Annotated in this window: 18 protein-coding genes and 1 riboswitch; of the genes, 12 read left to right on the top strand and 6 right to left on the bottom strand. The window is 74.4% G+C overall.

Going from position 1 to position 20,927, the window contains the following annotated elements; genetic code table 11:
• Positions 1-7 precede the first annotated feature (7 nt).
• Together GXW83_RS29730 and GXW83_RS29725 are read left to right on the top strand one after the other, a co-directional pair.
• A complete protein-coding gene (locus GXW83_RS29730) occupies positions 8-2,389 on the top strand; it encodes a DUF5682 family protein (RefSeq protein ID WP_182446123.1) in 2,382 nt (793 codons plus the stop codon).
• Positions 2,386-3,627, top strand: coding sequence for a VWA domain-containing protein (locus tag GXW83_RS29725; RefSeq protein ID WP_182446122.1), 1,242 nt, complete (start codon positions 2,386-2,388; stop codon positions 3,625-3,627). The genes GXW83_RS29730 and GXW83_RS29725 overlap by 4 nt, the downstream gene beginning before the upstream one ends.
• Positions 3,628-3,688: 61 nt before the next feature.
• Here the strand turns inward: GXW83_RS29725 and GXW83_RS29720 are convergent, their stop codons facing one another.
• Positions 3,689-4,207, bottom strand: coding sequence for an ATP-binding protein (locus GXW83_RS29720; RefSeq protein ID WP_182446121.1), 519 nt, complete (start codon positions 4,205-4,207; stop codon positions 3,689-3,691).
• A 519-nt stretch (positions 4,208-4,726) separates the two neighbouring features.
• On the opposite strand from GXW83_RS29720, the gene sucC reads away from it, so the two are divergent.
• Together sucC and sucD are read left to right on the top strand one after the other, a co-directional pair.
• Positions 4,727-5,899 (top strand): ADP-forming succinate--CoA ligase subunit beta, encoded by a 1,173-nt coding sequence (gene sucC / locus GXW83_RS29715; protein ID WP_182446120.1) that lies wholly within the window; start codon positions 4,727-4,729, stop codon positions 5,897-5,899.
• A 21-nt stretch (positions 5,900-5,920) separates the two neighbouring features.
• Positions 5,921-6,802, top strand: coding sequence for a succinate--CoA ligase subunit alpha (gene sucD / locus GXW83_RS29710; RefSeq protein ID WP_182446119.1), 882 nt, complete (start codon positions 5,921-5,923; stop codon positions 6,800-6,802).
• Between the two features lie 10 nt (positions 6,803-6,812).
• Here sucD and GXW83_RS29705 read toward each other — a convergent pair whose 3' ends face one another.
• Positions 6,813-8,162 carry an RNA polymerase sigma factor gene (locus tag GXW83_RS29705; protein WP_182446118.1) on the bottom strand — a complete coding sequence of 450 codons (1,350 nt, stop codon included), beginning with the start codon at positions 8,160-8,162 and terminating at the stop codon, positions 6,813-6,815.
• 134 nt (positions 8,163-8,296) lie between these two features.
• On the opposite strand from GXW83_RS29705, the gene GXW83_RS29700 reads away from it, so the two are divergent.
• Complete coding sequence (locus tag GXW83_RS29700) at positions 8,297-9,811, top strand: DUF6350 family protein (RefSeq protein ID WP_182446117.1); 1,515 nt, start codon at positions 8,297-8,299, stop codon at positions 9,809-9,811.
• Here GXW83_RS29700 and GXW83_RS29695 read toward each other — a convergent pair.
• Complete coding sequence (locus GXW83_RS29695) at positions 9,732-10,526, bottom strand: hypothetical protein (RefSeq protein ID WP_182446116.1); 795 nt, start codon at positions 10,524-10,526, stop codon at positions 9,732-9,734. The two genes, GXW83_RS29700 and GXW83_RS29695, sit on opposite strands and share 80 nt — an antisense overlap.
• A gap of 355 nt (positions 10,527-10,881) precedes the next feature.
• On the opposite strand from GXW83_RS29695, the gene purN reads away from it, so the two are divergent.
• Together purN and purH are read left to right on the top strand one after the other, a co-directional pair.
• Positions 10,882-11,574: a phosphoribosylglycinamide formyltransferase gene (purN, locus tag GXW83_RS29690; protein ID WP_225447580.1), complete on the top strand. Its 693-nt coding sequence runs from the start codon at positions 10,882-10,884 to the stop codon at positions 11,572-11,574.
• Positions 11,575-11,604: 30 nt separating this feature from the next.
• Positions 11,605-13,200 (top strand): bifunctional phosphoribosylaminoimidazolecarboxamide formyltransferase/IMP cyclohydrolase, encoded by a 1,596-nt coding sequence (purH, locus tag GXW83_RS29685; protein WP_182446115.1) that lies wholly within the window; start codon positions 11,605-11,607, stop codon positions 13,198-13,200.
• A gap of 87 nt (positions 13,201-13,287) precedes the next feature.
• On the opposite strand, the gene GXW83_RS29680 is transcribed toward purH, so the two are convergent.
• The gene (locus GXW83_RS29680) at positions 13,288-14,010 is read right to left on the bottom strand and encodes an RDD family protein (protein WP_182446114.1); all 723 of its coding nucleotides are present in this window, start codon (positions 14,008-14,010) and stop codon (positions 13,288-13,290) included.
• A gap of 125 nt (positions 14,011-14,135) precedes the next feature.
• Entirely contained in the window at positions 14,136-14,675 is a 540-nt protein-coding gene (locus GXW83_RS29675) for a DUF2752 domain-containing protein (protein WP_182446113.1), read from the bottom strand.
• 228 nt (positions 14,676-14,903) lie between these two features.
• Here GXW83_RS29675 and GXW83_RS29670 point away from each other — a divergent pair, with 228 nt between their 5' ends.
• Together GXW83_RS29670 and GXW83_RS29665 are read left to right on the top strand one after the other, a co-directional pair.
• Positions 14,904-15,755, top strand: a complete 852-nt coding sequence (locus GXW83_RS29670; RefSeq protein ID WP_182446112.1) for a bifunctional methylenetetrahydrofolate dehydrogenase/methenyltetrahydrofolate cyclohydrolase — start codon at positions 14,904-14,906, stop codon at positions 15,753-15,755.
• Positions 15,742-16,257, top strand: coding sequence for a DUF3017 domain-containing protein (locus GXW83_RS29665; protein WP_182446111.1), 516 nt, complete (start codon positions 15,742-15,744; stop codon positions 16,255-16,257). Before GXW83_RS29670 ends, GXW83_RS29665 begins: the two co-directional genes overlap by 14 nt.
• A gap of 82 nt (positions 16,258-16,339) precedes the next feature.
• On the opposite strand, the gene GXW83_RS29660 is transcribed toward GXW83_RS29665, so the two are convergent.
• The gene (locus GXW83_RS29660; protein WP_182446110.1) at positions 16,340-16,942 is read right to left on the bottom strand and encodes a hypothetical protein; all 603 of its coding nucleotides are present in this window, start codon (positions 16,940-16,942) and stop codon (positions 16,340-16,342) included.
• A 185-nt stretch (positions 16,943-17,127) separates the two neighbouring features.
• On the opposite strand from GXW83_RS29660, the gene GXW83_RS29655 reads away from it, so the two are divergent.
• From GXW83_RS29655 to glyA, 3 genes are all read left to right on the top strand, one after another.
• On the top strand, positions 17,128-18,102 hold the full coding sequence (locus GXW83_RS29655) for an XRE family transcriptional regulator (RefSeq protein WP_182446109.1): 975 nt from the start codon (positions 17,128-17,130) through the stop codon (positions 18,100-18,102).
• Between the two features lie 295 nt (positions 18,103-18,397).
• On the top strand, positions 18,398-19,387 hold the full coding sequence (locus tag GXW83_RS29650; RefSeq protein WP_182446108.1) for a malate dehydrogenase: 990 nt from the start codon (positions 18,398-18,400) through the stop codon (positions 19,385-19,387).
• Positions 19,388-19,477: 90 nt separating this feature from the next.
• Positions 19,478-19,566, top strand: a riboswitch (ZMP/ZTP riboswitch).
• A 53-nt stretch (positions 19,567-19,619) separates the two neighbouring features.
• Positions 19,620-20,927: a serine hydroxymethyltransferase gene (gene glyA, locus GXW83_RS29645; protein ID WP_182446107.1), complete on the top strand. Its 1,308-nt coding sequence runs from the start codon at positions 19,620-19,622 to the stop codon at positions 20,925-20,927.

Raw genomic sequence — 20,927 nt, 5'->3', positions numbered from 1 at the left:
ACCTACCTTGACGAAACGAGAAGCCGAGGGCGTGGCGCTGCTGGGGGTGCGCCACCACGGCCCCGGATCGGCCCGCGCGGTGGCCGCCGCGCTGGAGCAGTACCGACCTGACATCGTCCTGATCGAGGGCCCTCCGGAGGCCGACGCACTGCTGGGCTTCGCCGCCGACAAGGCCATGGTCCCGCCGGTGGCACTGCTCGCGCACGTCGTGGACGACCCGGCGCGCGCCGCGTTCTGGCCCTTCGCCGGCTTCTCGCCGGAGTGGGTCGCGCTGCGCCACGCGCTCGACCGGGACCTGCCCGTCCACTTCATCGACCTCCCGGCCGGGCACAGCCTCGCCCTCGGCCGGGAGCGGCAGCAGGACGCTGGGCTGGACGCCGAGCAGCACGCGGAGCAGGACGGGCACCGGGAGCAGCCGCCCGGCCGGGATCCGATCGCCGAACTCGCCCTGGCCGCAGGCCACGACGATCCCGAGCAGTGGTGGGAGGACGCGGTGGAGCACCGCCTGCCCGAGCCGGGCGGCGACGCGCTCGCGCCGTTCCAGGCCGTCGCCGAGGCCATGGCCGAGCTGCGGACCGGCGCGGCCGAGGGCTCCGACGCGCTGCGCGAGGCCCACATGCGCAAGCAGCTGCGGGCCGCCCGCCGTGCCGGGCACCAGCGGATCGCCGTGGTCTGCGGAGCCTGGCACGTGCCCGCGCTGGCCGCGCGCCCGCCCGTCGCCGAGGACAACGCCCTGCTCAAGGGCGTGCCCAAGGCCAAGGTGGAGCTGACCTGGGTGCCCTGGACCAACCGCCGCCTGGGCCGGCACACCGGCTACGGCGCCGGGATCGCCTCGCCCGGCTGGTACCAGCACCTGTTCGAGGCCCCCGACCGCACGGTGGTCCGCTGGCTCACCCGGGTGGCCGCGCTGCTGCGCGCCGAGGACTACTCGGTCTCCTCCGCGCACGTCATCGAGGCCGCCCGGCTCGCCGAGACGCTGGCCGCCGTGCGCGGCCGTCCGCTGCCCGGTCTGGCGGAGGCCACCGACGCCGTGCGGGCGGTCCTGTGCGAGGGCTCGGACGTCCCGCTGGCGCTGGTGCACGACCGGCTGGTCGTCGGCGACCGCCTGGGCGAGGTGCCCGAGGACGCCCCGGCCGTCCCGCTCCACCGTGACCTGGCCCGGCTCCAGCGGACGCTGCGGCTCAAGCCCGATCCGGACGAGCGCGAGCTCGACCTGGACCTGCGCAGGGATCTCGACGCCGCCCGCAGCCGCCTGCTGCACCGGCTGCGGCTGCTGGGCATCCACTGGGGCCGGCCGGCCGAGTCCCGTACCGCCTCCACCGGGACGTTCCGCGAGTGCTGGCGGCTGCGCTGGGAGCCGGAACTCGCCGTCAGCATCGCCGAAGCCGGGATCTGGGGCACCACCGTGGAGGCCGCGGCCTGCGCCCGGGCGATCGACCGCGCCATCAGCGCCGCCTCGCTCGGCGAGGTCACCGCGCTGGCCGAGACCTGCCTGCTGGCCGACCTGCCGGAGGCACTGGGGGCGGTGCTCAAGGCCCTCGCCGACCGGGCCGCGCTCGACGCGGACGTCGCCCACCTGGCCGAGGCGCTGCCCGCGCTGGTGCGCTCGCTGCGCTACGGCGACGTGCGCGGTACCGACGCCTCCGCGCTGCGGCGGCTGGCCGAGGGGCTGGCCGTGCGGGTGTGCGTCGGCCTCCCACCGGCCTGCGCCAACCTCGACGCCGACGGCGCCACCGCGATGGCCGTCCATCTGGCCGCGACCCACACCGCCGTCGCCCTGCTCACCGACGCCCCGCCCACCGCCGGAGCCGCTGACGCCCCGGACACCGTCGGAGCGGCCGACGCCGCGCGGGCGCCGGACGGCGGAGGCCTGGCCGGGCGCTGGTCCGGCACGCTGCGGGCGCTCGCCCGCCGGGACACCGTCCCGGGCCTGCTGCGCGGCCGGGCCGTGCGGCTGCTGCTGGACGACAACCAGTGGGACGCCGACGAGGCCGCCCGGCAGCTGGGGCTGGCCCTCTCGGCGGCGAGCCAGCCGACCGACGCGGCGGGCTGGATCGAGGGCTTCCTGGCCGGCGGCGGCATGCTCCTCGTCCACGACACCCGGCTGCTGGGCCTGGTGGACGACTGGATCACCACCGTGCCCGAGGCCGCCTTCCCCGACGTGCTGCCGCTGCTGCGGCGCACCTTCTCCGGCTTCGAGGCGGCCGTGCGGCGCACCGTCGGCGAGCGGATACGCGCCGTCGGCGGGGCGTCCGGAGCGTCCGGGGCCCCCGGCGGCGAGGGCGGCGCGGACCGCCCGGGCTTCGCCGCAGAGCCGGATCCGGCGCGCGCCGCCCGCGCCCGCGCCACCGCCGCACTGCTGCTCGGACTGACGGAGGCTCAGCCATGACACCCGCACCCCAAACCACCCCCGACGCCCCGGCCCAGCCGCCCGCACACCCGCAACCCGCACCACCGCAGGCCGCGGAGGAGCGGCTGCGCCGATGGCGGCTGGTGCTCGGCGGCGACGCCGACGGCACCGGCTGCCGGCTCACCGGCCGCGACGAGGCGATGGACCGTGCCCTGGCCGCCCTCTACCGGGGCGGCGGCTCCACCGCCCCCGAGTCCGGCCGCCCGCGCGGGGCCGGACTGGGCGGTTCCGCTCCGCAGGTCGCCCGCTGGCTGGGGGACATCCGCGAGTACTTCCCCACCAGCGTCGTCCAGGTGATGCAGCAGGACGCCATCGAGCGGCTGGGGCTGGCCCAGCTGCTGACGGAGCCGGAGATGCTGGAGGCCGTCGAGCCCGACGTCCACCTGGTCGGGACGCTGCTGTCGCTCGGCCGCGCCCTGCCGGAGACCACCCGGGAGACCGCCCGCGCCGTCGTCCGCGCGGTCGTGGCGCAGCTGGAGCGCAGGATCGCCACCCGGACCCGCTCGCTGGTCGGCGGCGCGCTCGACCGCAGCGCCCGGGTCAACCGGCCGCGCCACCGGGACATCGACTGGGACCGCACCATCCGCGCCAACCTCAAGAACTACATCGAGCCCGAGGGGGCGCAGGGCCACGGCACGGTCGTGCCGGAGCGGCTGGTGGGCTACGCCCGGGCGGCCAACGCCGTGCGCAAGGAGGTCATCCTCTGCATCGACCAGTCGGGGTCGATGGCCGCCTCGGTCGTGCACTCGTCCGTCTTCGGCGCGGTGCTGGCCTCCATGGCCTCGCTCCGCACCCGGCTGGTGGTCTTCGACACCGCCGTCGTGGACCTCACCGAGCAGCTCGCCGACCCGGTGGACGTGCTGTTCGGCGTCCAGCTCGGCGGCGGGACCGACATCAACCGGGCGCTGGCGTACTGCCAGTCCCGGATCACCCGCCCGGCCGACACCGTCGTCGTACTGATCAGCGACCTGTACGAAGGCGGTATCCGGGACGGGATGCTCAAGCGGGTGGCCGCGATGAAGGCCGCCGGGGTGCAGTTCATCGCGCTGCTGGCGCTGTCCGACGAGGGGGCTCCGGCGTACGACCGCTCGCATGCCGCAGCGCTCGCGGCCCTGGGCGCTCCCGCCTTCGCCTGCACCCCCGACCTGTTCCCGGAGGTGATGGCCGCCGCCATCCAGAAGCTGCCGCTGCCGGTACCCGAGGACCGGACGGGGTGACCGGGCCCGTGCACAGTGCCGCCGGGGGACGGCGCCGCCGGGCACGATCGCTCCGTGGCGGTCAGCCGCGCGGCAGCAGCAGCGCGGCCCAGACCGTCTTGCCGCCGTAGCCCGGCCGGGGGAGGGTGCCCCAGGCGGCGGTGAAGGTCTCGACCAGGACCATGCCGCGCCCGTGCTCGTCCTCCTCACCGGCGGCCCCCGCCTGCGGGCGGTCCCGCACGCCCTCGTCGTCCACCTCCAGGAAGAGCACGCCCCGGGCGCTCCACAGCCGGCAGTGCACCCGTCGGCTGGCGGTGTGCGTCACGGCGTTGGTCACCAGCTCCGACATGCACAGCTCGACATCGGCCACGGTCTCCGCCGACAGCCGCCACATGGCGGCGGTGATCCGCACGAAACGGCGGGCGACCGCGGCCGAGGCGGGCCGGCCGGGCAGGGTCGCGGCGGCCTGGCGGTCCATCGGCCAGTCGCTCCGGGCCGTGCCCAGCTGGGCGAGGAACGCCGCCGGCGCGGGCTGCGCGTCCTCGGCGTCGCCGGTGCCCTCGGCGGGAGGGCTCTGGACGCGGTGGCGAGCGCTGTGCATCGAACATCCGCTTCTCGAGCAGTCGTGTCCCTGGGTCGTCCCGGGAGTCGTCCGGCTGCTCACGTCCGCTGCTACTACCGTCCGCGCATGCCCCGTTACTTGAGACGGTCCCGGAGAGGGAGATCGAAAGCAAGCGACTTCACAGGATTGGCGGCCCCGGCATTGGCCGTCCGGGCGTGCGGGCGGTGCGCGTGCTCCCCCGTTCGGGGGACGCTGCGCCCGTTGTGATGGTTATCACCGCCTCCAGTCGGCTGCAGGGCGGAATCCCCCCTTCCACGGGGATAGCCTGCGAGGCGGACATGCCTGCCCGCCCGGTGTCAGGCTGTGGGCTCCCCGTAGCGATGGCGCTGGACGCAAGCTCCCACTCGTAGTCGTTCGCCGAGTGATCCGAGCTGCGTACCGCCGGCCACGACGGCGCACAGCGGCATTCCCGCGGGCGGTTGGCTGGGAAGATATTGGAGTGGCCGGCCCTCCCGTGACCGACCACTTCTGAAGTCGCGATCACAAGGACGGACGCGCGTGGACCTGTTCGAATACCAGGCGAGGGACATCTTCGCCAAGCACGGTGTACCGGTGCTGGGCGGTGCAGTCATCGAGAGCGCTGAAGAGGCGCGTGCGATCGCTGAGGAATGGGGCGGCCGGGCCGTCGTCAAGGCGCAGGTCAAGGTCGGTGGCCGCGGCAAGGCCGGCGGCGTCAAGCTGGCCTCGGACCCGGCGGACGCCGTGGCCAAGGCCGAGGCGATCCTGGGCATGGACATCAAGGGCCACACGGTCCACAAGGTCATGCTCGCCCAGACGGCGGACATCAAGGACGAGTACTACGTCTCGTTCCTGCTGGACCGGACCAACCGGACCTTCCTCGCCATGGCGTCCGTCGAGGGCGGTGTGGAGATCGAGGTCGTCGCCGTCGAGAAGCCCGAGGCGCTCGCCAAGATCGCGGTCGACGCCAACGAGGGCGTCACCGACGCCAAGGCCCGCGAGATCGTCGAGGCGGCGAAGTTCCCCGCCGACGTCGCGGACCAGATCGCCGAGGTCCTGAAGAGCCTGTGGAAGGTCTTCATCGCCGAGGACGCCCTGCTGGTCGAGGTGAACCCGCTGGTCAAGACCGGTGACGGCAAGATCGTCGCGCTTGACGGCAAGGTCTCCCTGGACGAGAACGCCGACTTCCGCCAGCCCGAGCACGAGGCGCTGGTCGACCACGCCGCCGCCAACCCGCTCGAGGCCAAGGCCAAGGCCAAGAACCTCAACTACGTCAAGCTCGACGGCGAGGTCGGCATCATCGGCAACGGCGCGGGTCTCGTCATGAGCACCCTGGACGTCGTCGCCTACGCCGGTGAGAAGCACGGCAACGTGAAGCCCGCCAACTTCCTCGACATCGGCGGCGGCGCGTCCGCCGAGGTCATGGCGAACGGCCTGGAGATCATCCTCGGCGACCCGGACGTCAAGTCCGTCTTCGTCAACGTCTTCGGTGGCATCACCGCCTGCGACGAGGTCGCCAACGGCATCGTCCAGGCCCTGGAGCTGCTCACGTCCAAGGGCGAGGCCGTCACCAAGCCCCTGGTCGTGCGCCTCGACGGCAACAACGCGGAGCTGGGTCGCAAGATCCTGTCCGACGCCAACCACCCGCTCGTGCAGCGCGTGGACACCATGGACGACGCGGCCGACAAGGCCGCCGAGCTGGCAGCGAAGTAAGGGACGAGGACTCCACACACCATGGCTATCTTCCTCACCAAGGACAGCAAGGTCATCGTCCAGGGGATGACCGGCGCCACCGGCATGAAGCACACCAAGCTCATGCTGGCCGACGGCACCAACATCGTCGGCGGCGTCAACCCGCGCAAGGCCGGCACCAGCGTCGACTTCGACGGCACCGAGGTCCCCGTCTTCGGCTCCGTCGCCGAGGCGATCGAGAAGACCGGCGCCGACGTCTCCGTCATCTTCGTGCCCCCGGCCTTCGCCAAGGCCGCTGTCATCGAGGCGATCGACGCCGAGATCGGCCTCGCCGTCGTGATCACCGAGGGCATCGCGGTGCACGACTCCGCGTCCTTCTGGGCCTACGCGGGCGAGAAGGGCAACAAGACCCGGATCATCGGCCCGAACTGCCCCGGCCTGATCACCCCCGGGCAGTCCAACGCCGGCATCATCCCGGGCGACATCACCAAGCCCGGCCGCATCGGCCTGGTGTCGAAGTCCGGCACGCTGACCTACCAGATGATGTACGAGCTGCGCGACATCGGCTTCTCCTCGGCCGTCGGCATCGGTGGCGACCCGATCATCGGCACCACCCACATCGACGCCCTGCAGGCGTTCCAGGACGACGCCGACACCGACATCATCGTGATGATCGGCGAGATCGGCGGCGACGCCGAGGAGCGCGCGGCGGCCTACATCGCCGAGCACATCACCAAGCCGGTCGTCGGCTACGTCGCCGGCTTCACCGCGCCCGAGGGCAAGACCATGGGCCACGCCGGCGCCATCGTCTCCGGCTCCTCCGGCACCGCCCAGGCCAAGAAGGAGGCCCTCGAGGCCGCCGGCGTCAAGGTCGGCAAGACGCCGTCCGAGACCGCCCGCCTGGCCCGTGAGCTGATCGGCTGACCCGCAGCCGTCACCGACCGCCCCGCACCCGATCGCCTCGGTGCGGGGCGGTCTGCTGTCCCCGGGAGCGCCGGTGCAGCGGAGCCGACCGGGCGGCCAACGGCGCGGGCGCGGGCAGCCCCACCGCCTTGGCGGCGCTCGTGCTCGGCCGTGCCACCGCCCCGGGCTGCGGCGACCGCGCGGGCTGCCGGGGCTGCGCCGGGCCGCTCGGCGCGGACTGCCGTCCGTGCAGGCTGCCGTAGGTGACGAAGGGCATCCGCCCCGGGTGGAACGGTGTGCCCCAGACGATTCCGGCGGTCAGCGCCCCCGCCACGGCCAGGGTGACCGTCGCCGCCCCCACGGTGAGCGTCCGCTCGCGCCGGGCGGAGCGCCGCTGCAGGGCGTCCGGCCCGGCCCCGGTCGCCGGCTCCGGGCAGGCCCGGACGGCGGCGGTGCGCAGCAGGCCCCCCAGCCGGCGTCCGAAACCACGCGCCAGCGGGTTGGCGCCGGTGAGCCCGGGCACGGCCTCGGCGAGCGAGGCCCGGGCCAGGACCACCCTGCGGTAGGCGGTGGGCGTGGTGGACTCCGTCTCGGTGCTGGTCTGCTTCCAGTCCAGGCCGATGGCGTCGTGCAGCACCAGGGCGCGGCGATGGGCCCGGGGGAGCCGCAGCAGCGCGGCCACCAGCGCGCGGTCGTCGGCCCGTAGCTCCTGCGGCTCGACCACGACCGCCGGGACGGTCGGCGGTCCGCCCGGGCGGTGCAGCAGGGAGCGGAGCCGCAGGTTGCCCCGCTGCCACGGAGACAAAGCCAGGTCGAACGCGGCCGCCCGGACCCAGCCCTCGGGCGAGACGTCCAGGCCCACCGCGGCCCACTCGGCCCAGGCCTGCTCGAACGCCCGGCGCACGCAGTCGGCGGCGCGCTCCGGCGAGCCGGTGAGCAGGTAGGTCTGCCGGATCAGCCGCACCGCCGCGGTGTCGTGCAGCCGCGCGAAGTCCGCGGGCTCCGCGGCCGTGGCAGGCCCGTCCACAGCCCGGGCGGGCGGAGCAGCGACCGGGGCAGCCGGTCCGACGGCGGTCGGCCTGTCGGCAGTCGGACCGTCGGGCGTCGGCGGGGTCGGCTCGGCGGGCGCGGGCGCCTCGGCCGGGGAGCGTGCCTCCGCAGGCCCGTCCGCCTTCGGCCGCCCGCCGGGGTCGGAGGGGTCGGAGGGGTCGGAGGGCGCGCCGGGTGCCGGGGCTGCGGGCGTCTTCGGGCGCTCGGGGCGCTGCCGCCGCTCGCGGCCCTGCTGGGAAGTGCCGCCCTGGTTGCGGGCGGCTGCTTTCGCGGTCCGTGCACGCCCTGTCGACCTGCTGCGTCCCGCCGCATTGCCCTTCGGGTCAGTCATGGGCGTGCGCCGGGGGCGTGGGGGCGTGAAGCTGCCGTACAGCCGATGAGTGGCATATCTGAATTCTTGGGGCGAATGTCCGCAATCGCCACGTCAATGGTCACAACGGGTGGCCGGGCGGGGCACAGTGGGGCATGGCCTTCTTGGTGGACCGGTTGCGTCCCACGGCACCGGCCGAGCCCTCCCCGCCCCCGCTGCGCGCCGGGCTGCTCGTCGGGGCCGCTGCGGCGGCTGCGGGGGTGGCGGCCGTCGCGCTCCCGCTCTTCTTCCTGTGGATCGTCTCGCCCTACGTGGAGTCCGGCGGCGGCGGTGTGCTGCACCTCGCCGCCTGCCTGTGGCTGCTGGCGCACGGCGCGGGCCTGCGCTACGGCGGAACCCCGCTCGATGTGCCCCCGCTGCTGCTGACCGCGCTGGCGGTGGCCCTGCTGTACCGGGCCGCCGCGCACACCGCCCGGGACACCGACGCCGCGCAGACCGGACCGCTGCTGGCTGGGATCTGCGCGGGCTACCTGCTGGCGGGCGCGACGGCGGTGGCGGTGGCCGACGCCACCGGGGGGCTGCCGGGCCTGCGCCCGGCGGGCGCGGTCGGCGGCCTGCTGCTGGTGGCACTGCCCACGGCGGCGGCCGGTGTGCGGTCCGGAGCCGGGCCGGTCCGCCCGGAGCTGCCCCGGATCGCCGCTCCCGTCTGGGCGCTTCCACTGCTGCGCTGGGCCCGCCACCTGCTGCTGCGGCTGTACGTGCCGGGTGGCGCGGCAGCCGCCGTGCGCACCGCCGCGGCCGCCGGGGCGACCCTGCTGGGCGGGGGTGCGCTGGTGTTCGCGGTGTCGCTGCTGCTGCGCTTCGGCGCGGCCGGGACGATCTCGGCGCAGCTCGCCCCGGATCTGGTCGGGCGGTTCGCGCTGCTGCTGCTGTGCGCGGTGCTGCTGCCCAATGCGGCGGTCTGGGCGGCGGCCTACGCCCTCGGACCGGGCTTCGCGCTGGGCGGGCGGTTCGCCCCGCTGACCGCCACCACCGCCCAGCCCCCGGCGTTTCCGCTGTTCGCAGCGGTCCCGACGGCCGGACACGCGCCGTGGGGGCTGCTGGCCCTGGTGGTGCCGGTGGCGGCGGGCACGGTGGCGGCCGTGCTGCTGGGGCGGGCGGCAGCCGAGTGGGGCGTGCTGGCGACCGTGCGCGCGGGCGTGGCGGCGGCCATGTGCACCGGCGTGCTGACGGCGGTGTGCGCCGCCGCCTCCGGCGGAGCCCTGGGGACGGCGGCGCTGGCCCGGGTCGGCCCCGCGCCCTGGTGGACCGGACTCGCCGCGCTGGGCTGGACGCTGCTGATCGGCGTCCCCGGCGCGCTGCTGCTCCGCCTGCGCCCGGGTCTCGGCCTCCCGGCCTCCGGCGGCCGGGAGGCCGAATACGCCGAGTACGCGGAGGATGCGTACGACGACTACCCCGACGACGACTACGCCGACAGCGGGTACGCCGACAGCGGGTACGCCGACAGTGGGTACGCCGACAGTGGGTACGCCGCCGACGACGACCCCGACGGCGGGTGCCCCGCCCCGGGGGTCGGCGGGTTCGGCCGGTTCAGCCTCCGAGTTTCACCAGCCAGGCCGGCGGCCTGGGCGTCACGCTGGTGGCGCAGGTGTTGTAGACGGCCTGGGTGAGCGCGTCGCTCTGGCAGTCGTAGTAGTTCTTGTAGTACATCTGCACCCCGAACGCCCCGGCGAACAGTGCCAGCCCGACGACGGCGGCGATCAGCCCGCCGGTCGCGGCGGGCACCTGCGGCCGGGCCGGCGGCTGCGGGACGTACCGGCCGGGCGCCGGAGGCGGCACCGGTCCGGCAGGGCCCGCCGAGGCCGGGGGGCCGCCGAGCGCGGAGGTCGGCGTCTTGGCCTTGCCGCGCAGCGAGCTGATGGACCAGTACAGGGCCAGCGAGCACAGCAGGAGTGTGAGGTCGGGCACACCGAGGATCATGAAGAAGATCCCCCACATGCCGCTGAGCAGGGCGTAGCGGGCCTTGCGCTGCACCGGGTCGCTGGGGTCGAAGCGCGGCCCCTGCGGCATCGGGCCGTACGGCCGGGGCGGCTGCCGTCCCTGGTAGCCGGGGCTCCACGGGTGCGGCGGCGGCACCTGCGGCGGACGGTGCGGGTAGCCCTGCGGCGGGTCGCCGCCGTCGCCGGGGCCGGGCCCCTCCGGGGAGCCGCCGTCCGGCGTGCCGCCGTCCTGGCCACCGGTGCCGCCGGGGGCCTGCTGGTCGTGCGGGAGCCGGGTCGCGCCGCCCCGGGGCTGCCAGGGCCGGTCCGGGGCGTCCTTGGGTGGCGGAGCGAAGGGGTCGCGTGGACCCTCCGGAGGTGTGCCGCTGTCCGATTTCTGGACCATCGTCTTCGCCGTACTCCTGATTCTTGGCTCCGCTTAGGGCATACCCTCTCACCCCCGTGCCCGCCGTGGGGCCTCCCCACCCCATGATCGCCGACCGGGAGTGCGGGCGCGGATGCCCGTGCCGGTATCGTTGCTGACGACCGCGGTCCTCGGCGAGGGCCCCCGGTCGGCCTGCGGCGCCCGCCGCGAGGCGTTCGGCGGATGCGGATGCCGGTCACGAGATGACACCCCGCGTCCGCCTCACAGAGCCCGGCTCGTACCTGTTGCGTGCTTCCTCAAGCCGACGGAAGCCGACGGAGCGGCCGCGCCGTTACGGGAGGACCGAGCTGTGGCGTACCCGCCGACCGATCCGCAGGTGGACTTTCCCGCGCCCGTCGGCGCGGGTGAGGACGGAGCGGCCCGCCTGGTGGTCCTGGTCTCCGGCTCCGGCACCAACCTGCAGGCGCTGCTCGACGCCGCCGCCGACCCGGCCTACGGCGCCCGGATCGTGGCCGTCGGCGCGGACCGCGACGACATCGCCGGCCTGGAACGCGCCCGCCGCGCGGGCGTCCCCACCTTCGTGCACCGGGTCAAGGACCACCCCGAGCGCACCGCCTGGGACGCCGCGCTGACCGCCTCCACCGAGGCGTACCGGCCGGACCTGGTGGTCACGGCCGGTTTCATGAAGATCCTCGGCGGCGACTTCATGCGCCGCTTCGAGGGCCGCATCGTCAACACCCACCCCGCCCTGCTGCCCTCCTTCCCCGGCGCCCACGGCGTGCGGGACGCGCTGGCGTACGGGGTGAAGGTCACCGGCTGCACCGTGCACCTGGTGGACGAGGGCGTGGACACCGGCCCGATCATCGCCCAGGGCGTGGTCGAGGTCACCGACGCCGACCACGAGGACGGCGGCGAGGCGCTGCACGAGCGCATCAAGACGGTCGAGCGCAGGCTGCTCGTCGAGGCCGTGGGCCGGCTGGCCCGCGAAGGCCACCGCATCCGGGGCCGCAGGGTCAGCTACCTCCCGGCGGCCGCCGACCCGGCGCATCCGGCGCATCCGACTCCGTGACACCCACTCCAACCACAAAGGACTTTGGCAATGAGCTCCGGCAGCAACCAGCCCGCGCCCGCCTCCGAGAACGTACGGCCGATCCGTCGCGCCCTGGTCAGCGTGTATGACAAGTCCGGTCTGGAGGAGCTGGCGCAGGGCCTGCACGCGGCCGGCGTCGAGCTGGTCTCCACCGGCTCCACCGCCGGGCGGATCGCCGCGGCCGGCGTCCCGGTCACCGCGGTCGAGGAGCTGACCGGCTTCCCCGAGTGCCTGGACGGCCGGGTCAAGACCCTGCACCCGCGGGTCCACGCCGGCATCCTGGCCGACCTGCGGCTGGAGTCGCACCGGGCGCAGCTGGCCGAGCTGGGCGTCGACCCGTTCGACCTGGTCGTGGTCAACCTCTACCCGTTCAAGGCGACCGTGGCCTCCGGCGCCTCGCCCGACGAGTGCGTGGAGCAGATCGACATCGGCGGCCCGAGCATGGTCCGCGCCGCCGCCAAGAACCACCCCTCGGTGGCCGTGGTCACCTCGCCCGAGCGCTACGCGGACGTGCTGGCCGCCGTCGGCCAGGGCGGCTTCGACCTGGCCACCCGCAAGCGCCTGGCCGGTGAGGCGTTCGCGCACACCGCCGCCTACGACGTCGCGGTGGCCTCCTGGTTCGCCGGCGAGTACGCGCCCGCCGACGAGGCCGCGCAGAGCAGCGGGTTCCCGGTGTTCCTCGGCGCCGCCTGGGAGCGCGAGAACGTGCTGCGCTACGGCGAGAACCCGCACCAGGCCGCGGCCCTGTACGTCGACGGCAGCGGCGCCGGCATCGCGGCGGCGGAGCAGCTGCACGGCAAGGAGATGTCGTACAACAACTACGCCGACACCGACGCCGCCATCCGCGCCGCCTACGACCAGGCCGAGCCCTGCGTCGCCATCATCAAGCACGCCAACCCTTGCGGCATCGCGGTCGGTGCGGACGTCGCCGAGGCGCACCGCAAGGCCCACGCCTGCGACCCGGTCTCGGCCTACGGCGGCGTCATCGCCGTCAACCGCCCGGTGACGGTGGAGCTGGCCGAGCAGATCGCGCCGATCTTCACCGAGGTCGTCTTCGCCCCCGGCTACGAGGACGGCGCGGTCGAGGTGCTGGCCCGGAAGAAGAACATCCGGGTGCTGCGCGGCACCCCGGCCGCCCCGGCGGTCGAGGTGCGGCCGGTGACCGGCGGCGTGCTGCTGCAGCAGGCCGACCGGATCGACGCGGCCGGCGACGACCCGTCCACCTGGACGCTGGCCACCGGCGAGGCGCTGGACGAGGCCGGTCTGGCCGAGCTGGCCTTCGCCTGGCGCGCCTGCCGGGCCGTCAAGTCCAACGCCATCCTGCTGACCTCCGGCGGCGCCTCGGTGGGCGTGGGCATGGGCCAGGTCAACCGGGTGGACTCGGCGCGGCTCGCGGTCGAGCGGGCGGGGGAGCGCGCGGCCGGATCGTTCGCCGCCTCCGACGCCTTCTTCCCCTTCCCGGACGGGCTGCAGGTGCTGATGGACGCGGGCGTCAAGGCCGTGGTCCAGCCGGGCGGTTCGATCCACGACAGCGAGGTCGTCGAGGCGGCCAAGGCGGCCGGGGTGACCATGTACCTCACCGGCGCCCGGCACTTCTTCCACTGACCGGAGGCTGACCGCCGGTCAGCCGACAGCACTGCGGCCCGCCACCCGGTTCGTCCGGGGGCGGGCCGCTGCCTGTCACGGCACGGACTACTGGTTCTTGACGACCACCGTGCTGACGATCTTGTCCGCTAGGGTCTGCTTCTTGCCGTCCCACAGCGGCCACAGGAACCCGACGCAGCAGATCACCTCGTCGACGATGTGGGCCATCTCGCGGCCGAACGCCAGGCCGAAGCTGGCGCTCTGGCCGTCGGCCTCGCGCACCATGCGGATGCCCAGGGCCTTCTGGCCCAGGGACTGCCCCATCGTGCTCTTCATCCAGGCCAGCACGGCCGCGACGACGACGAAGGCGATGAAGTCGGCGAAGAAGTAGAGCCCCTGGCTGCCACTGGTCGTCGAATGAATGGCGCCGGCGCTGTCATAGGTGATCGTGGTGGTGGGCCGGGCCAGCGCGAAGACCAGGCCGTAGGGGATGAGCCCGATGGCTATGTGGTCGATCAGGAACGCGCCCACGCGGGCTATCCAGCTGGCGTAGAAGCCCGAGGGGTCCTGGTAGCCGGCGTACGGGTCCTGCTGCTGCGGGTAGGCGTACGGCGACTGCTGGCCGTAGCCGGGCTGCTGGGCGTACGGGTCGGCCGGCGGCTGCTGCGGGTAGCCGTAGCCCGGCTGCGGCTGCGGCGGCTGCTGGGGGTAGCCGTAGCCGGGCTGGGGCGGCTGCTGGCCGTAGGGATTGGGCTGCGGCGGCTGCTGGCCGTAAGGGTTGGGCTGCTGCGGCTGGCCGTACGGGTTGTTGGGGTCGGGCGGGTAACTCATGGAGCTGCCTCCGGGCAGGAAATGGAGCGGGCAGGACATCTTGCGGGAACGCGCGGGGCGGGGGACGGCGGGGTGTACCGCCGGCCCTGCTGACGCGCGGTGGGATCAGGGGAGCGGGCGGACGCTCAGACGGGCAGGAAACCGAACCGGTGCAGCTGCCACACCCAGGAGACGGCCGCCGCGACCGCGATGACGGTGTTCTGGCGGCGGGCCGTCTGCCGCCACCACCAGGCGCCGCCGCCCAGCGGGGCGAAGAGCAGGCAGACGCCCACCAGCACGGTCACCGGATTGGCCAGGACCGCCGCGCCGACATGCCCGGCGCCGAGGTCCATGAAGACCGACGTGCTGCCGCAGCCGGGGCAGGGCATGCCGGTGAACCTGCGGAGCGGGCACAGCACGCCGGGGTTGTCGTGCGCCTGCACGGCCGCGGCGACCAGGGCGACCACGCCCGCGCCCGTGCCGCGCATCAGCACCTGGCCGGGGGCGGCGTACGGTGAGCGGGCGAAGCGCGCCCAGCGGGCCCGCAGGGACCGGCGCAGGCCCGGCGCGGTCCCCCGGGCGCCGTCCGGCGCGCTGTACGATTCGTGGTACGAAGGGCGGCCGTGCGGCTGATCCAGTGGTGGCCGGTCGCGTGGGACCACCACTGGCTGGTACGAGCTGCTCACGTTCCCCCCGAGTACGTTGCGCTGCGGTCGAGCCCGTCCTCGCGGGCGACTCTGGAGGCAGCGCATTCTCGCGCCCCATGGTGGCTTTCTCCGGTGACGCTGTCCAGCGCCGGAGCGGGGCCCGGCGGAACTGTGCCGATACTGCAACCGGACCCCGGGCGTCCGTCCCGGGCGGCCCGGACCGGCCCTGGTTGCCCGCCACCCCCCGTCATCCAGGAGAATGGCTCCATGACCGCCCAGATTCTCGATGGCAAGGCCACCGCCGCCGCGATCAAGTCCGAGCTCGCCGTAAGGATCGAAGCGCTGAAGGCGCGGGGCATCACGCCCGGCCTCGGCACCGTCCTGGTCGGAGACGACCCCGGCAGCCACTCCTACGTACGCGGCAAGCACCGCGACTGCGCCCAGATCGGCATCGCCAGCCTGCAGCGCGAGCTGCCCGGCGACGCCACCCAGCAGGACGTCGAGGACGTCGTCCGCGAGCTGAACGAGAACCCGGCCTGCACCGGCTACATCGTGCAGCTGCCGCTGCCCAAGGGCCTGGACGAGAAGCGCGTCCTGGAGCTGATGGATCCGGACAAGGACGCCGACGGGCTGCACCCGATGAGCCTGGGCCGCCTGGTCCTGGGCATCGACGCCCCGCTGCCGTGCACGCCCAACGGCATCGTCGAGCTGCTGCGGCGGCACCAGGTGGAGATCAACGGCGCCGACGTCGTGATCGTCGGCCGCGGGATCACCGTGGGCCGCTCCATCGGCCTGCTGCTGACCCGCCGCAGCGAGAACGCCACGGTCACGCTCACCCACACCGGCACCCGGGACCTGTCGCACCACCTGCGCCAGGCCGACATCATCATCGCCGCCGCCGGTGTGCCGCACCTGGTCAAGCCCGAGGACGTGCGCCCCGGCGCGGTGGTGCTGGACGTCGGCGTCAGCCGCTCCGAGACCGGCCTGGTCGGCGACGTCCACCCGGGTGTGGCCGAGGTCGCGGGCTGGCTGTCGCCCAACCCCGGCGGTGTCGGGCCGATGACCCGGGCGATGCTGCTGTCCAACGTGGTCGAGGCGGCCGAGCGTGCCGCGCGCTGAGTCGTCGGAAACCCCGGCGGAGCCCGACGCGCCCGAGGCTTCGGCAGCGCCGGACACCGCCGGGGCGGGCGGCACGGCCGACGCGGGCGGGGCCGACGCGCCCAGGCCGAAGTCCCGCCGCCACCCGGTCGCCACCACCGGGACCTACCCCCCCGAGGGGTCGGCCGCGGCGCTGGGCAGCGGCCACCCGGTGCCGGTACGGCAGTGGCCGATCGTCATCGTGCTCACCATGGTCGGCGTCGGCCTCGCCGTCACCGCGCTGAACCAGTTCCGGCCGGGCGTGGTCACCATCGGAGCCGCCCTGCTGCTGGCCTGCGTGCTGCGGGTCGCCCTGCCCGACGTGGGGATGCTGGCGGTGCGCAGCCGCTTCACCGACGTACTGGTGATGGGGGTGCTCGGGGTCGCCATCATCCTGCTGGCCCTGGCCTCCGAGCCGGACCCGGTGATCACCCTGCCCTTCGTCAACGAGATCGCCCGCTTCCTGGGGCGTGGCGGAGGCTGACCGCACCGGGAACCGGCGACGGCGCCCCGCCCACCGCGTACCTGTGCGCGGAGGGCGGGGCGCCGTCGTGTGGGGCCGGCCGTCAGCCGCGGCGCAGGCGTTGGTGCAGGCGGTGGTGGCCCCGGTGGTGGCGGTGGTGGTGCCGCAGGCCGTGGTCCCAGCCCCGGTCCCAGCCGTGGTGCCCGGCGGCGTAGCTCTGCAGGCCCATCGGACGGGCGGCCAGCGGGACGGCGGCGCGCGGAGCGGCGGTGCGGTGCATCGAGGCGGCGAGGTCGTAACGGGCCGCCTGGTAGCCGGCGCCGCGGTAGCGGACGGCGTGGCTGCGGACGAAGTGGTCCCGGCGCGCGTGGTGGCGGTGGTGCCGGCGGCCGTGGTGCCGGACCGAGCGGACGGCCACCGGACGCACCCCCGGACGCATCGCCGGGCGGTCGGCCAGCGCCGGGGCCAGCTCGACCAGCGGCGCGCCCGGGCCGTCGGCCCGCTCGAACAGCGGCACGCAGTGGTGGTGCCGGAACGGCATACCGGCCGCGACCGTGCCCTGCTGGGCCCAGTCGTTCCAGGGGCCCCAGGGGGTGTGGGCGGTGGCGGCGGAGGCGGCGGGGGCGACGGAGAGCAGCAGGCCGAAGCCGGTGGCGAGCGTCGCGGCCCCCACGGCCAGACGCTTCCCTGCAGAACGTACGGACACGAGAACATCCTTCCCAGCGGCGGGAGGCCAGCCCGGTCGCGGTGGCCCCTCCTGTGACCAAGAGTTGCCAACCGACTACAAAAGCGGTAACCAGGAAGCCGAATCTGGGACAAGATGGGACGTCCCAGGCTGTGACCTGCTGGGACGTCTCGTCGAGTTCAGGAAACTGGGACAGGAGGTGGGACGTGACCCACTGGCAGCAGTTGCCGGACAGCCTCGACCCGGATGTGCGGCGGCTGGTGGAGCAGTTGCGCCTGCTTAAGGACCGCAGCGGGCGCAGCCTGCAGTCGCTGGCCGAGGCCACCGCCTGCAGCAAGTCCGCCTGGCAGCGCTACCTCAACGGGACGAAGTTCCCGCCGCGCGCCGCCGTGGCCGGCCTCGGCCGGATCACCGGCGCGGACGCGCCCCGGCTGATGCTGCTGTGGGAGGTCGCCGAGGCGGCCTGGCTGCCCGATCCGCTGCCTCCCGCCGCTCCGCCGCCGGTTGCGCTGGTCCCGGCCGTCCGTCCGGCGCCGCCGGTGCCGGTCGCCGTCCGGCCGACGGCCTTCCCGGCGCCGGACCCGCTGCCCCTGGTTGTGCCCGGCAGGCCGTCGGCGACACCCCGGCGACCCCTCGTTCCTGTGTTCGCCCTGGCCGGAGGGGCACTGCTGCTGGCCGCCGCCGGGGTGATCGCCGCCCCGACGCTGTGGCCCGGGGCGGACGTCGGCGGCAGCCCGGGCCTGTCCGGCCACCCCGGCCGCCCGGACCAGGACGCGCTCACGGCCGGCCGCTGCTCCGGCTCCTCCTGCCAGGGCCGCGACCCGTACGCCACCGGCTGCGACCGGGGCGCCACCGTGGCCGGATCGGTGGACGTGGACTCGCTCATCGTCCAGCTGCGCTACAGCCCCCGCTGCGGCGCGGTCTGGACCCACGCCCAGGGCGGCACCCGGGGCATGACCCTCCGTTCGCTGTCCATCAGCGGCGACAACGGCAGCGTGCTGGCGACCGTCCCCGTCGCCGGGGCCTCCGCGTCGGCCGACCACAGCCCGATACTGGCCGCTGGGAGCCCGGACCGGGCCGAGGCGTGCGCGGTCGTGGACGACGTCCAGGCGTGCGCGGGCACGGACGACCCGGGCGGCCCCCCGCGCGTGCTCACCTACCTGCCGTCCGGCCCCGGCTGACCGCGGGGGCGCCGGGCGCCACGCCGTCAGTACCGTGCTGATCTGCCTTCATGCCGATCCGGTATGGCCGTTCGGGAAACGTGACGAAGGCCGCGCGGGCAGACCCGGCCAGGAGGCGCACGCACCCCCGGCTCTGGGATAACCTGGCGGGGATCTCTTGAGATCAAGAGACAGATCAGGGACTGGCTCTACGCGGGCGTGCCCGACCGGTCCGAGACCGCCACCCGGCCTCGACCGCGCAGTCTGCTGCGGCCGAAACCTGACCTCCACCAGGTATCCAGCAGGAGACGTCATCATGACCCGCACTCCCGTCAATGTCACCGTCACCGGTGCCGCCGGCCAGATCGGCTACGCGCTGCTCTTCCGCATCGCCTCCGGCCACCTCCTGGGCGCCGACGTCCCGGTGAAGCTGCGTCTGCTGGAGATCCCGCAGGGCGTCAAGGCCGCCGAGGGCACCGCAATGGAGCTGGACGACTGCGCGTTCCCGCTGCTGGCCGGCATCGACATCTTCGACGACCCGAACAAGGGCTTCGAGGGCGCCAACGTCGGCCTGCTGGTCGGCGCGCGTCCGCGCACCGCCGGCATGGAGCGCGGCGACCTGCTCTCCGCCAACGGCGGCATCTTCGGCCCGCAGGGCAAGGCCATCAACGACCACGCGGCCGACGACATCCGCGTCCTGGTCGTCGGCAACCCGGCCAACACCAACGCCCTGATCGCCCAGCGCAACGCGCCGGACGTACCGGCCGACCGCTTCACCGCGATGACCCGGCTGGACCACAACCGCGCGGTCGCCCAGCTCGCCAAGAAGCTCGGCGTCTCCGTCGCCGACGTCAAGAAGCTCACCATCTGGGGCAACCACTCCGCGACCCAGTACCCGGACGTGTTCCACGCCGAGGTCAACGGCGAGAACGCGGCCAAGGCCATCGGCGACGAGTCCTGGCTGGGCGACACCTTCATCCCGACCGTGGCCAAGCGCGGCGCGGCGATCATCGACGCCCGCGGCGCCTCCTCGGCCGCCTCGGCCGCCAACGCCGCCATCGACCACGTCTTCACCTGGACCAACGGCACCGCCGAGGGCGACTGGACCTCCGCCGGTGTCATCTCCGACGGCTCCTACGGCGTGCCCGAGGGCCTCATCTCGTCCTTCCCGGTCACCGCCAAGGACGGCAGGTTCGAGATCGTCCAGGGCCTGGACATCAACGACTTCTCCCGCGCCCGGATCGACGCCTCGGTCAACGAGCTGGTCGAGGAGCGCGACGCGGTCAAGGGCCTCGGCCTGATCTGAGCGCCGCCCGCTGATCCGTCAGCCGCTCTGCCCGTGCCCTGTCCCGCCCAGCGGACAGGGCACGGGCGTTTCCCGGGATCGCCGCTAGGCTGGTGCGGCCGCGACTGGCGCACGTGGAGGGAACCACGAGGGAGCGGCCGAGCAGGACCACCGGTGTGCCGTCCGCCTGGGCACCCGGGTCGACCTCCAGTACGACAGTCGTACGGAGCGGATGACCCGGAGGGGCCCCGCCATGACGGAGCAGCAGCACCCGAACCCCCAGCACCCGAACCCCCAGCAGACCCGGCACCCCGAACTGCGCGAGGCCGATCCCGAGATCGCCGCGCTCGTCGCCGCCGAGGAGCAGTTGCAGGCCGACACCCTGCGGCTGATCCCCAGCGAGAACTACGTCTCCGCCGCCGTCCTGGAGGCGACCGGCACGGTGCTGCAGAACAAGTACTCCGAGGGCTACCCCGGGAAGCGCTACTACGAGGGCCAGCAGAACATCGACCAGGTGGAGACGCTGGCGGTGGAGCGGGCCAGGGCGCTGTTCGGCGTCGACCACGCCAACGTCCAGCCGTACTCCGGTTCGCCCGCCAACCTCGCCGTCTACCTGGCCTTCCTCAAGCCGGGCGACACCGTGCTGGGCATGGCCCTGCCGATGGGCGGCCACCTGACCCACGGCTGGGGCGTCTCCGCGACCGGCTCCTGGTTCAACGGCGTGCGCTACGGCGTGCGCGCCGACACCGGCCGGACCGATCTGGACCAGGTCCGGGAGCTGGCGCTGAAGGAGCGCCCGAAGCTGATCTTCTGCGGCGGCACCGCCGTCCCGAGGACGATCGACTTCGCCGCGTTCGCCGAGATCGCCCGGGAGGTGGACGCCGTCCTGGTCGCGGACATCGCGCACATCGCCGGTCTGGTCGCGGGCGGCGCCCACCCCAGCCCGGTCGGCCACGCGGACGTGATCTCCACCACCACCCACAAAACCCTGCGCGGTCCGCGCGGCGCCCTGCTGATGTCCACCGCGCAGCACGCCCGCGCCCTCGACCGGGCCGTCTTCCCCGGGCTCCAGGGCGGCCCGCACAACCACACCACGGCGGCGGTCGCGGTGGCGCTGAAGGAGGCGTCCGGGCCGGAGTTCCGGGCCTACGCGCACCAGGTGGTGGACAACGCCCGCGAGCTGGGCGAGCAGTTGGCGGCGCGCGGCTTCGACCTGGTCTCCGGCGGCACCGACAACCACCTCCTGCTGATCGACCTGACCGGCAAGGACGTCCCCGGCAAGGTCGCCGCCAAGGCTCTGGACCGGGCCGGGATCGTGGTCAACCACAACACCGTGCCGTACGACACCCGCACGCCGTTCGACCCCTCCGGGATCAGGATCGGCACGCCCTCGCTCACCTCACGCGGCATCCCGCGGAGCGCCATGGCCGCCGTCGCCGCCTGGATCGACCGGGCGGTTCTGGCCGCCCGCAGCGGCGACGAGGACGCCCTGGCCGCCGTCCGCGCCGAGGTCAAGGAGCTGATGGACGCCCACCCGGCGCCCGGGCTGCCGCTCGGCTGA

It is taken from the genome of Streptacidiphilus sp. PB12-B1b, from assembly GCF_014084125.1.
In the GTDB taxonomy this organism is placed as follows: domain Bacteria; phylum Actinomycetota; class Actinomycetes; order Streptomycetales; family Streptomycetaceae; genus Streptacidiphilus.
The sequence above is the reverse complement of the archived record's forward strand: the minus strand, read 5'-3'. Positions and strand labels throughout refer to the sequence as shown.